6 protein-coding genes, 11 tRNA genes, 2 rRNA genes and 3 pseudogenes are annotated in these 11634 nt (G+C 51.7%); all 22 read left to right on the top strand.

The features are described 5' to 3' along the window. A 23S ribosomal RNA gene (locus tag XI25_RS10770) occupies nt 1-856 on the top strand; the annotation flags it as partial. A 116-nt stretch (nt 857-972) separates the two neighbouring features. Further along, a 5S ribosomal RNA gene (gene rrf / locus XI25_RS10765) occupies nt 973-1089 on the top strand. Nucleotides 1090-1098: 9 nt separating this feature from the next. Continuing rightward, a tRNA-Asn gene (locus XI25_RS10760) sits at nt 1099-1174 on the top strand. Between the two features lie 5 nt (nt 1175-1179). Next, nucleotides 1180-1271 (top strand) — tRNA-Ser (locus XI25_RS10755). A 20-nt stretch (nt 1272-1291) separates the two neighbouring features. Next, nucleotides 1292-1366: transfer RNA gene (locus XI25_RS10750), tRNA-Glu, on the top strand. Between the two features lie 9 nt (nt 1367-1375). Further along, a tRNA-Val gene (locus tag XI25_RS10745) sits at nt 1376-1451 on the top strand. An 18-nt stretch (nt 1452-1469) separates the two neighbouring features. Next, a tRNA-Met gene (locus tag XI25_RS10740) sits at nt 1470-1546 on the top strand. A gap of 34 nt (nt 1547-1580) precedes the next feature. Continuing rightward, nucleotides 1581-1657, top strand: a tRNA-Asp gene (locus XI25_RS10735). 173 nt (nt 1658-1830) lie between these two features. After that, nucleotides 1831-1906 (top strand) — tRNA-Lys (locus XI25_RS10730). A gap of 32 nt (nt 1907-1938) precedes the next feature. Next, nucleotides 1939-2013: transfer RNA gene (locus tag XI25_RS10725), tRNA-Gly, on the top strand. A gap of 7 nt (nt 2014-2020) precedes the next feature. Next, nucleotides 2021-2097, top strand: a tRNA-Arg gene (locus tag XI25_RS10720). A 57-nt stretch (nt 2098-2154) separates the two neighbouring features. Further along, nucleotides 2155-2234 (top strand) — tRNA-Leu (locus XI25_RS10715). A 65-nt stretch (nt 2235-2299) separates the two neighbouring features. Next, nucleotides 2300-2373: transfer RNA gene (locus XI25_RS10710), tRNA-Pro, on the top strand. A gap of 443 nt (nt 2374-2816) precedes the next feature. After that, a pseudogene (locus tag XI25_RS10705) lies at nt 2817-3563 on the top strand (class I SAM-dependent methyltransferase). A gap of 320 nt (nt 3564-3883) precedes the next feature. Continuing rightward, complete coding sequence (locus XI25_RS10700; RefSeq protein ID WP_235439818.1) at nt 3884-4480, top strand: BofC C-terminal domain-containing protein; 597 nt, start codon at nt 3884-3886, stop codon at nt 4478-4480. A gap of 201 nt (nt 4481-4681) precedes the next feature. Continuing rightward, nucleotides 4682-5186 (top strand): annotated as a pseudogene (ruvC, locus tag XI25_RS10695) (crossover junction endodeoxyribonuclease RuvC). Then, entirely contained in the window at nt 5183-5794 is a 612-nt protein-coding gene (gene ruvA / locus XI25_RS10690) for a Holliday junction branch migration protein RuvA (RefSeq protein WP_046678583.1), read from the top strand. The pseudogene ruvC and the gene ruvA overlap by 4 nt, the downstream one beginning before the upstream one ends. Before the next feature lie 34 nt (nt 5795-5828). After that, complete coding sequence (gene ruvB, locus XI25_RS10685) at nt 5829-6836, top strand: Holliday junction branch migration DNA helicase RuvB (RefSeq protein WP_046678584.1); 1008 nt, start codon at nt 5829-5831, stop codon at nt 6834-6836. Between the two features lie 79 nt (nt 6837-6915). Further along, nucleotides 6916-8961 (top strand): SpoIID/LytB domain-containing protein, encoded by a 2046-nt coding sequence (locus XI25_RS10680; protein ID WP_046678582.1) that lies wholly within the window; start codon nt 6916-6918, stop codon nt 8959-8961. Between the two features lie 5 nt (nt 8962-8966). Further along, nucleotides 8967-9998, top strand: coding sequence for a tRNA preQ1(34) S-adenosylmethionine ribosyltransferase-isomerase QueA (gene queA / locus XI25_RS10675; protein ID WP_046678581.1), 1032 nt, complete (start codon nt 8967-8969; stop codon nt 9996-9998). A gap of 18 nt (nt 9999-10016) precedes the next feature. Further along, the gene (tgt, locus tag XI25_RS10670; RefSeq protein ID WP_046678580.1) at nt 10017-11156 is read left to right on the top strand and encodes a tRNA guanosine(34) transglycosylase Tgt; all 1140 of its coding nucleotides are present in this window, start codon (nt 10017-10019) and stop codon (nt 11154-11156) included. A gap of 41 nt (nt 11157-11197) precedes the next feature. Next, a pseudogene (yajC, locus tag XI25_RS10665) lies at nt 11198-11501 on the top strand (preprotein translocase subunit YajC). The last annotated feature ends 133 nt before the right edge of the window (nt 11502-11634 follow it).

The following is an 11634-nucleotide window of genomic DNA, read 5'->3' as shown; positions in this document are numbered from 1 at the left end:
CAGGTTACCCGCGACAAGACGGAAAGACCCCATGGAGCTTTACTGCAGCTTGATATTGGATTTGGGTACGATCTGTACAGGATAGGTGGGAGCCTGAGAAACAGGAGCGCAAGCTTCTGTGGAGGCGCCGTTGGGATACCACCCTGATCGTATCTAGGTTCTAACCTGGTACCGTAATCCGGTGCGGGGACAGTGTCAGGCGGGCAGTTTGACTGGGGCGGTCGCCTCCTAAAGAGTAACGGAGGCGCCCCAAGGTTCCCTCAGAATGGTTGGAAATCATTCGAAGAGTGCAAAGGCATAAGGGAGCTTGACTGCGAGACCTACAAGTCGAGCAGGGACGAAAGTCGGGCTTAGTGATCCGGTGGTACCGCATGGAAGGGCCATCGCTCAACGGATAAAAGCTACCCTGGGGATAACAGGCTTATCTCCCCCAAGAGTCCACATCGACGGGGAGGTTTGGCACCTCGATGTCGGCTCATCGCATCCTGGGGCTGAAGTAGGTCCCAAGGGTTGGGCTGTTCGCCCATTAAAGCGGTACGCGAGCTGGGTTCAGAACGTCGTGAGACAGTTCGGTCCCTATCTGTCGTGGGCGTAGGAAATTTGAGAGGAGCTGTCCTTAGTACGAGAGGACCGGGATGGACGTACCGCTGGTGCACCAGTTGTTCCGCCAGGAGCACGGCTGGGTAGCTAAGTACGGAAGGGATAAGCGCTGAAAGCATCTAAGCGTGAAGCCCCCCTCAAGATGAGATTTCCCAATTCGTAAGACCCCTTGAAGACGACGAGGTAGATAGGTTGGAGGTGGAAGTGCAGCAATGCATGGAGCTGACCAATACTAATCGGTCGAGGGCTTATCCTAAAAGTTTTACGGAGTAAAACTCGCTTCGGAAGCGTTACGCTTTGCATCGGAGCAACTTCGTAAGACATAAACGCAAAACGTTTCGTATCTAGTTTTCAAGGTTCAACCTTGAATCGTTTGGTGGCGATAGCGGAAGGGTTCCACGCGTACCCATCCCGAACACGACCGTTAAGCCTTCCAGCGCCGATGGTACTTGGACCGAAGGGTCCCGGGAGAGTAGGACGTCGCCAAGCGGTACATATTCCCTGATAGCTCAGTTGGTAGAGCACTCGACTGTTAATCGAGTTGTCACAGGTTCGAGTCCTGTTCGGGGAGCCATTTATGGAGAGGTGTCCGAGCTGGCCGAAGGAGCACGATTGGAAATCGTGTAGGCGCCAAAAGCGTCTCGAGGGTTCGAATCCCTCTCTCTCCGCCAGCAAGGTTTAAATAAGATATGGCCCGTTGGTCAAGGGGTTAAGACACCTCCCTTTCACGGAGGTAACAGGGGTTCGAATCCCCTACGGGTCACCACTTTAATATGGAGGCTTAGCTCAGCTGGGAGAGCATCTGCCTTACAAGCAGAGGGTCGGGGGTTCGATCCCCTCAGCCTCCACCATAAATATTTTCTTAACGACGCGGGGTGGAGCAGCCCGGTAGCTCGTCGGGCTCATAACCCGAAGGCCGCAGGTTCAAATCCTGCCCCCGCAACCAATTATATCGCTTATGTCATGCGATAGTGCCTCGTGGAACCGTGGTGTAGAGGCCTAACATGCCTGCCTGTCACGCAGGAGATCGCGGGTTCGAATCCCGTCGGTTCCGCCATCTTTACAGCATCAGGATAAGAATCCGTCAAGGGTTCGTCGGAGTGACACTTCCTTAGCATAGACCTCGCAGTCTCGAACGAAGAGAGAGTATCCCGTCGGTTCCGCCATTTTTACAGCTCCAAGATTAGGATCCGTATATGGGTTCAGCGGAGCAATTTTTCATGCTTGCATGAGCCATTAGCTCAGTTGGTAGAGCACCTGACTTTTAATCAGGGTGTCGAAGGTTCGAGTCCTTCATGGCTCACCATCTTTGTATGGATGTTAACGAAATATTATCATGCGGACGTGGCTCAGCGGTAGAGCATCGCCTTGCCAAGGCGAGGGTCGCGGGTTCGATTCCCGTCGTCCGCTCCATTTATTTGTGCCCTTAGCTCAGCTGGATAGAGCGTTTGACTACGAATCAAAAGGTCGGGAGTTCGAATCTCTCAGGGCACGCCACTTTTTATTGCATGTCGAGTGGTTTTCACCTCTAACGTGGAGGTCCTTTTTATTTGTGCCGGTGTGGCGGAATTGGCAGACGCGCGCGACTCAAAATCGTGAGGGAAACCGTGGGGGTTCGAGTCCCTTCACCGGCATAGCACAAAAAAAATCTTGCCATCGATATTGAAATTATGGTATAATCTTAATACCGTTTTCTTGTCGGGACGTAGCTCAGCTTGGTAGAGCACCTGGTTTGGGACCAGGGGGTCGCATGTTCAAATCGTGTCGTCCCGATTTCATGAAGAACCGTGCATTGGATTTAATCCGGTGCACGGTTCTTTTTTTTGCATGGCAATGCAATTAGCAAAATGAAAAGTCTCCCATGCAAATCGAGCGACAGAGGTATGGGCTGAAAAGATAGCGATTTAGCTCGGGAGGCATTGTTCATTTGGAGCGGATGCTGCAGTCTACCGAAGCGGGTTTGCCAGAAATTCGCGCCTTACTTCACAGACTGCTTTTGCTTTTGTAGATGTTTTGTCTCCCTGTCGTTGACTGACTTTTCTAGTTGAATTATGTTTTACCCATAGTAGAATTTGGCTTAATTTGAATGAAAGTAGGCGATTAGAATGACAGTCAGCTCTTACCAACTAACCACTATATTAGAGGTGCGGAAGGCATAATATCGGTTAACGCCGTATTACCAATCTTCCGTGTCTTAAAAACGGAGGAGAAAACGAATATTCAGTTATTATAGTAATCTATGTACGGAAGTATATGATCTTACCAAACCTGTGGCTCATTCGATCGATGGCGATACCGAATATTACCTCGATAGACTCAAGCCTTGCCGGGGTCGAATTTTGGAAGCGGCTGTAAGTTCCGGTCGAATGCTCATCCCGCTGCTTGAGGCAGGATTGAACGTAGATGGGATTGATTATTTCCCGGAAATGCTGGCTTCTTGCCGTAAAACGCTGTGAAGAACGAAATTTAAAGCCGGCGTTCTATGAAGGAGTCTTGCAAAATTTTTCCCTGCCCCACAAATACGAAGCCATCATTGTTCAAACCCGGTCTTTCGCTTGATTGAGAGCCGTAAAGACTCGATTAACGCCTTAAAATGCTTTTATGAGCACCTGGTTCCTGGGGGGGGGCGGGTAATGATTGATCTTATTTTGCCCGAAAGCTGGAGACAGGAAAGCTATCCACGTCAACGTTTACTTTCCCTTCAGGGGATATCATTACCGTAGAGGATAAATTCGTAGAATTTAATATGCTCCACCAGCATACGATTACGAGAAATGGCGCGAAGGAAAACTAATCGAATCTGAGTTACAGCGTTTTGCGTTACATTGTCACGGTATTGAGGAATTAAGCTTGTATTGGAAAACATCGGTTTCTCAAACATTACATGCTCCGCCGATTATGCGTATGGCAAACAACCGACAAACGGTAATCAGACATTCACTTTTGAAGCTATTCGAAAATAAAAAATCTCATGCATGAGGTCTTGGAGTTATATGCCATGGCCTCTTTTTGTTGGCCTTCTATCGTACAGGCCCTTCTACGTTCCGGAAAAAACACTTAAACGAAAGGGTGTTATGTGTACAAGCCTAAAAGAGAAGGGGCCGTTTCTTGACCAAGCTGAATAATTGTCGGCGGCACAGGTCAAACTATGAAAAACATTGGACAGAAGGGGATTATTTTGAATGTTTTTCGTATTAGGAAACAACTGAGGAAACGGTGGAGAAGGTGGAGAAGGGTGATCTGGCCCTGTACCCTTTTCTTAATGATAGGCGGGCTTGCTTGGGTGGGTCAACATCTGACGGAGCAAATGAAAGAACTCCTTACCCGGGGTACAAGCGAAGCTCCAATTGCGCTGGAAGCCCTGAATTATCTGCAGCACGGCGAGGATGGGCAGTCGGAAGAACAAAAACAATTCATGCAGCGCCTTAACGCCTCCAAAGAAAAGAGAAAAGTTCACCTGAGGACAACCTACGTGTGTGGTGTAGAAGTAATGGATGTCGGTCGACTGGATGCCGATGGCGTGTATGCCCTGATTAACGGCAACCCCTCCTTGCGGGGAAGCCTTGACCCAAATGGAGAAGTCTGGCTGGATGAAAGCATATCCGACGATTTGTCGCCGGCCTGTAAGGAACAAGCTTATATGAGTATTGATGCAAACGGGAACTTGACTTTGTTTGACGGTCCTCCTAAAGAAGAAAAGGTGCTGCGGACGTTTTTTCAATTGGACATCGGATCAATGGAATCCTCGCTTCCAAGAGATGTGCTGAAGCAGCTTCAGGACGGCATACGGATCCAGGACATCGACGAGTACAACAGCGTGCTTTCCACTTTTAGCGATTACGCAAGGGATATGGCTGAAGGGGTAATGAAATCCCAGTAACAATCAAAATGGCTGCTTAACTGCCGTTTCTCAGGCTCTGCTTGTTCATATTGGAAGGTTTGAAAGGACGCCCTCGGGCGTCTTTTTTGCGTTCACGAAGGGAGCTTGAGCGAAAGGTTCAAACTTTTTCCTCAACGGAAGCCGATCTTTTGTTATAATGGGGAGAACGATACATATGTTCGCTTCAGAGGAGAGGTTCGTTTGCGTATTTTGGGAATTGACCCGGGAATCGCGATTGTCGGTTTCGGGTTTGTGGATAAAGTGGGGAGCAAAGTGACGCCGGTGCAGTATGGAAGTATTCAGACAGAGGCACACACGCCGGAAGGAGAAAGGCTCCAGCAGGTGTATGAGGGAATGACCCAGTTGATTGATAAATACAAACCGGAGGCTGTGGCATTTGAAAAGCTTTTTTTTCAATCGTAACGTGACCACGGCAATGTCTGTTTCGCAGGCGCGGGGGGTGCTCATTCTTGCAGCGGTGCAGCGTGGGCTGCCTATTGCGGAATACACGCCCATGCAGGTTAAACAAGCCATAGCGGGGTATGGGAAAGCGGAAAAGAAGCAGGTCCAGGAAATGGTTAGAATGTTCTTGAAGCTGCAGAGCGTCCCCAAACCCGACGATGTGGCGGATGCATTAGCCGTGGCTATATGCCATGCGCATTCCTATACGTTAAATTCCAAGTTAAATGAGGTATTGCGAAAATGATCGATTTTTTAAGGGGACAGGTTGCCCATTTGGAAAATGAATACATCGTGCTTGACGTCAATGGCGTGGGATATCGGGTTTTCTGCCCGAATCCGTTTGCGTTTGCCAAGACGGAAGGCATCGTTACCGTCTATACACACCATCACGTCCGTGAAGACGCGATGCTTCTGTTCGGGTTTCCGACCAGGGAGGAACAGAGGTTGTTTCGAAAGCTGATCGAGGTGTCGGGAATCGGGCCAAGGGTTGCGCTTGGAATTTTGGGCGGCGGTACGCCGGATACGGTCGTTTCGGCAATCTATCAAGAAAATATCTCATTTCTGGTCAAACTTCCAGGAATCGGAAAGAAAACTGCGCAGCGCATGATTCTCGATCTGAAGGACAAATTGGAGGGCTTTGGAACCGGCGTGATCAATACCGGCCTGTTTGCGATTCATGATAGCGGCCCGGATGACGGCTCCGCTTGGGCGGAGGCCAGAGAGGGCTTGAAGGCGCTGGGGTACACGGACGGCGAGCTGGACAAGGTATGGATCAAAATAAAAGACCAGACGGCGGGAGAGTCGGTAGACGTCCTTATGAAACGTGCTCTTCAACTGCTGTATGCCGGTTAAGATGTCGGTGATCGAGAGGAGTGCTGAATGAATGATGGACGACCGTATCATAACGGCAAATTTAATGATGGAGGACCAGGCCGTGGAGCTCAGCCTGCGTCCCCGTTATTTAGCTGAATATATAGGCCAGAACCAGGTCAAGGAAAATTTGCAGATTTATATCGAGGCCGCCAAAATGCGCAAAGAGGCTTTGGATCACGTGCTGCTGTACGGCCCTCCGGGCCTTGGCAAAACGACCCTGGCCAACATTATAGCCAATGAGCTCGGCGTTAGCCTCCGGACGACGTCCGGGCCGGCGATTGAACGGCCAGGCGATCTTGCCGCGCTGCTGACGAACCTGCAGAAGGGGGATGTGCTGTTCATCGATGAGATCCACCGCCTTCATCGAACGGTCGAGGAAGTGTTATACCCGGCGATGGAGGATTTTGCGCTGGACATTATGATCGGCAAGGGACCCAGCGCGCGCTCCGTCCGTCTGGATTTGCCGCCTTTTACCTTGATCGGCGCCACCACCCGTGCAGGGTTGCTGTCAGCCCCTCTGCGGGACCGTTTTGGCGTGGTCAGCCGTCTTGAATTTTACACGGTAGACGAGCTGAGCTATATCGTTTCCCGGGGTGCCGATATTTTGGGGATCGAAATACTCGGTGAGGCATCCGAAGAGATAGCCCTGCGTTCAAGGGGGACGCCGAGAATTGCGAACCGTCTTTTGAAGCGTGTGCGCGACTATGCTCAGGTGCGCGGAGACGGCATGATTACGCCGGATATTGCGCAGGAAGCGCTGAAAATGCTTCAGGTCGACCCGATGGGGCTTGATTTGATTGACCACAAAATGCTGAATGCGATGATTCGCAGCTTCCGGGGCGGACCTGTAGGACTGGATACGATCGCTGCCACCATCGGGGAAGAGAGCCAGACGATCGAGGATGTGTACGAGCCTTATCTTCTTCAAATCGGATTTTTGCAGCGCACCCCTCGGGGACGCGTCGCTACCCCTGCAGCATACAGCCATTTGGGCATCCCGTATCCTGAGGATCGCCGTTGATACCATAAGAGAGACAGGAGGACTTCAATCATGAAAAAAAAACGGGAAGCATAGGTTTTATTCCTGGGGAACGAAGGGCTTGCTGGCCGCTGTTTTGGCATGCAGCGTATGGCAGGCGCCGGCGGTTTATGCCGCTTCGCCCGACACGATCAGGGTTGCCATGTTCCTGGATCTGGGCAGCAAATATAGATCCACCACGCCCGTCGTTACGATAAAGTCTGACGAAGCGCTAAACGGTACTTTGATTGCTTCAGGCGGTTCCCAACAGATGATAAGCATTCCCGCCGGTGCACAGTTCCGCTTTAGCGTGGATTCCTACCGGGTGAAGGTCCTGGAGACGAAGGATTGGAAGACCGCATCGGAAGCGGCAAAGAAGCTTGAAGCGACTGCCGATAAGCCGCTGCTGTATACGACAACGACCAGTACCGGAAAAATATATCAGCTTTACTCGGGAATGTACGCTACGGAGCAGGCCGCCAAAGAAGGGGCGGCCAGAACCGCAAAAGCGGCTGCGGCTTACCTGAATGGCCAAACGCCAGCGGCAAAGGGCGCTCTCCATCTTTCCGCAGGGGAGTTTGATTCGGAAGCTGCCGCGGAAAACGTCCGAAGAACCTTTGCGGACGCAGGTATCGATGCTTTTAATGTGTTGATTCCAGCCGGAGCGGGTGTCAAGTACGCGGTATGGATTGGGGAAGCCTCCAATGCCGCAGAGCTGGCAGCTGTCACTGCTGCGGCCAAGGCGGTATCCTTAACCCCGTTGAACGAGATCGGCAAAGAAACGGCGGGATTGCTCATCCGTCAGGACGCCGGTCTAAACCTGGCCCAGGAGCAACCGCTAACCCACTATGTGGTATCGGGAACAGGTACCAAGCTGTGGGTGGAAGGTACCGGAGCCGGCATCCTTGTAAAAGAGCGCTCGGAGCGGACTTACCGGGGGGCTGTAGAGATCGGTACCAAAAACGGGCAGCTCTATTTGGTCAACGAGCTCCCGCTTGAGCAGTATTTGTATTCCGTCGTAGGAGCCGAGGTTCCATCCAGCTGGGGAGCGGAAGCCCTAAAGGCGCAAGCGGTTGCCGCGCGGAGTTACGCCCTTTTTCAAGGAAATAAATTTGAGGTCGCCCATGTGGTGGATACGGTATTGAGTCAGGCATACACCGGGGTTGGCTCGGAGAAGGGGAGCATCACCCAGGCCGTAAACGCAACCCAGGGCGAGGTGCTCATGAGCAATAATAAGGTTGTCGAAGCTGTATTCTCCTCGAACAGCGGCGGCATGACGGCAGACCCTTCCGAGGTATGGAACAGCGCAAACGGTCTCTTTGCGGCGGTTGAAAGCCCTGGGGATGCCTCTTCACAGGCATCGCTGAAGGCCTGGTATCATGTCCTGCTTCCAAACGGGGCCGTCGGATACGTCCGGGAAGACAACGTTAAGGAAACGGGAGCGACCGGAGCAGGGTTGAAGACGATGACCGTAACAGCGAACGCTACCAATATACGTCCGCTACCGTTGATTCAGTCAATGGCAAAGCCCGTGGCCCAGATGAATCCGGGGGAGACGGCGGTCATTCTGGAGAAAGTCAAAGAGTCTAACAGTTATGAATGGGTACGCGGGCCGTTTACATCCGCAGAGCTGCTGCAGAGCTTGAAGGGAAAAACCTCTACGGCCCTGCCTTCTGAAATTTCAACGCTCGAGGTCACCGAAAGGGGGCCGTCCGGTAGGGCGGTTAAAGTCAAGGCGAACGGTCAAATTCTGGACGTGAAATATCCGGATCTGTTCCGTTCTGCGCTGAACGGCTTGCCGAGCACGATGTTTGATATTGAACCTACCGGAAGTTATACTGTATTGGGCGCGAGCGGGGAAACTTCCACCGTTTCGGGCAGCCGGAACGTATCGGTGATTTCCGCCGGCGGCGTACATGAGTCCTCTGGTGCCGGTTCAGTCATCATGAACGGAAACGGCAGTGCGAGAGTGGTAGACAAGGAACCAGGCTTCAAGTTTACCGGCAAAGGCAATGGCCATGGGCTGGGTCTCTCCCAATGGGGAGCCAAAGGAATGGCCGATGAGGGGTATGATTACAAGAAAATTTTGCAACACTATTACCGCAATTCGATTATTGTTAAGGACTGACAGCGATGAATGTAGATTTATACGATTTTGAACTTCCCGAGCGGCTGATTGCGCAAACTCCGCTGCCGGACCGGAGCGCTTCAAGGCTGCTGACGCTAAATAAATCCAATGGGGCAACGACCCATGAGACGTTCGGAAATATCGTTGGCTATTTGCAGCCCGGCGATACGCTGGTGCTGAACGATACCAAAGTAATTCCGGCCCGGTTGTTCGGCATTAAAGAAGACACCGGGGCCAAGGCCGAGGTGCTTCTGCTAAAAAACCTATCGGGCGACCGCTGGGAAGCGCTCGTAAAGCCCGGTAAAAAGCTCAAAAAGGGCAGTGTCATCCTGTTTGGGGAAGGGAAACTCCGCGCCTTCATCGAAGAAGAAGGGGAGATGGGCGCGAGAACGCTCAGCTTCTCCTATGATGGAATCTTTCAGGAAATCCTGGATGCCCTCGGACAAATGCCGCTGCCACCGTACATTAAAGAAAAGCTGGAAGACAAGGACCGGTATCAAACCGTATATGCCAAGCATGAAGGCTCGGCTGCGGCGCCTACGGCAGGGCTCCACTTTACGGAGGAACTGCTGGATGAGATCCGCAGCAAGGGGATCGATATTGCTTTTATCACCCTCCATGTCGGCCTGGGCACCTTCCGCCCCATGTCTGTCGACCGAGTGGAAGACCATGTAATGCATGAGGAGTATTACATTCTTTCTCGGGAAACCGCCGAACTTTTGAATAAAACGAAGCAAAGAGGAGGACGGGTGGTCGCCGTAGGCACCACCTCATGCCGAACGCTGGAGACCGTAGGAAACCAGTTCAAGGGCGGTCCGCTTGCCGAAAGCAGCGGTTGGACGAGCATTTTTATTTATCCCGGTTACGAATTTCAAGTCGTGGATGCATTGATCACGAATTTTCATCTGCCGAAATCGACGCTCGTTATGCTCGTAAGCGCGCTGGCGGGACGGGAACACATCATGGCCGCGTATAAAGAGGCCGTAGAACGGGAATACCGTTTCTTCAGCTTTGGCGACGCCATGTTTATTTATTAACTCGGAGGTTTTATCACAATGGCACCAGCTATTACGTACGAACATATCAAAACATGCAAGCAGTCGGGCGCGAGGCTCGGACGCGTGCATACGCCTCACGGCGTGATCGAAACGCCGGCTTTTATGCCGGTCGGCACGTTGGCAACCGTTAAAACGATGAGCCCGGAAGAACTGAAGGCGATGGATGCCCATATTATTTTGAGCAATACGTATCATCTGTTTCTTCGTCCTGGGCATGACATCATCAGGGAAGCCGGAGGCCTCCATAAATTTATGAACTGGGACCGTCCGATCTTGACGGACAGCGGCGGCTTTCAAGTATTCAGTTTGGCCGAGATGCGAAAAATATCGGAAGAGGGCGTGCATTTCCGCTCCCACTTGAATGGCGATAAACTATTCTTGTCCCCTGAAGTGGCGATGGAAATTCAAAACGCGCTCGGCTCCGATATCATGATGGCGTTTGATGAATGTCCTCCTTATCCGGCCGAGTACGATTATGTGAAAAAATCGACGGAACGGACGTCACGTTGGGCCGAGCGCTGCTTGAAAAGCCATGCCCGTTCGCACGATCAGGGCTTGTTCGCGATCGTGCAGGGAGGGATGTATGAGGATCTCAGACGGCAGAGCGCGCGTGATTTGACTTCCATGGATTTCCCGGGTTATGCTATTGGTGGACTTAGTGTGGGAGAATCCAAGCAGCTGATGTATGAAGTGCTGGATTACACGGTACCCCTGCTTCCGGACAACAAACCACGCTATCTGATGGGAGTCGGCTCGCCTGATGCGCTGCTGGAAGGCTCGATCCGAGGGGTGGACATGTTCGACTGCGTGCTTCCGACGCGGATTGCCCGCAACGGGACGACGATGACAAGCCAAGGCCGTCTTGTCGTTCGCAATGCCCAGTATGCCAGGGATTTTGGGCCGCTTGATCCAGAGTGCGACTGTTATACATGCCGTAACTATTCCCGCGCTTATCTTCGCCATTTGATTAAGAGTGATGAAACGTTTGGCCTTCGGCTGACAACGTATCATAATCTTCATTTCCTCCTTAATCTGATGAAGAATGTGCGGCAGAGTATTATGGAAGACCGTTTGCTTGATTTCCGCGATGAGTTTTTTGAAAAATACGGCCTGCATGAGAATGAAAAAGGTTTCTAGAATGTTGCCATCATGGACAGTCCATGAAGGGGGGGAAAGATATGCTTAATAATCTTGCAGCGGCACCTGCGCAAGGAGGAGGCGGACTCCTCGGATTGATTTTGCCTTTCGTGCTGATGTTCGTCATCTTCTACTTTCTGCTTATCCGTCCGCAGCAGAAAAAACAAAAAGACCCGGAACGCCATGCTCAGCGCTTTGAAAAAAGGGGACAAGGTCGTGACCATCGGGGGCCTTCACGGCACGATCGTCGAGATCACCGACGACGTTGTCGTATTGAAGGTGAATGATGTAACAAAGCTGACGTTTGACCGGAATTCGGTCAGCCACAGCGTGAACACGGAATAAGCTAACACGGCCATTCCATCGTGTTCCAATGGATAAGGGGTATCCGTAAAGGTTTTTTGGCCTATACGGGTACCCCTTTAATTTGTCTGGAGGAAAATGCCTAAATGAAAGAAGGCCGCCCAAGATGAACTGC

This window comes from Paenibacillus sp. DMB20, assembly GCF_000987955.1.
Lineage (GTDB): Bacteria > Bacillota > Bacilli > Paenibacillales > Paenibacillaceae > Paenibacillus_AQ.
Note: the sequence above shows the minus strand (reverse complement) of the source record. Positions and strands in the feature narration are given on the sequence as shown.

What these genes read in the sequence shown, in the direction of transcription:
- ruvB (WP_046678584.1), top strand. Translation starts at nt 5,829, where the DNA reads ATGGACGACCGTATCATAACGGCAAATTTAATGATGGAGGACCAGGCC.
- tgt (WP_046678580.1), top strand. Translation starts at nt 10,017, where the DNA reads ATGGCACCAGCTATTACGTACGAACATATCAAAACATGCAAGCAGTCG.
- ruvA (WP_046678583.1), top strand. Translation starts at nt 5,183, where the DNA reads ATGATCGATTTTTTAAGGGGACAGGTTGCCCATTTGGAAAATGAATAC.
- queA (WP_046678581.1), top strand. Translation starts at nt 8,967, where the DNA reads ATGAATGTAGATTTATACGATTTTGAACTTCCCGAGCGGCTGATTGCG.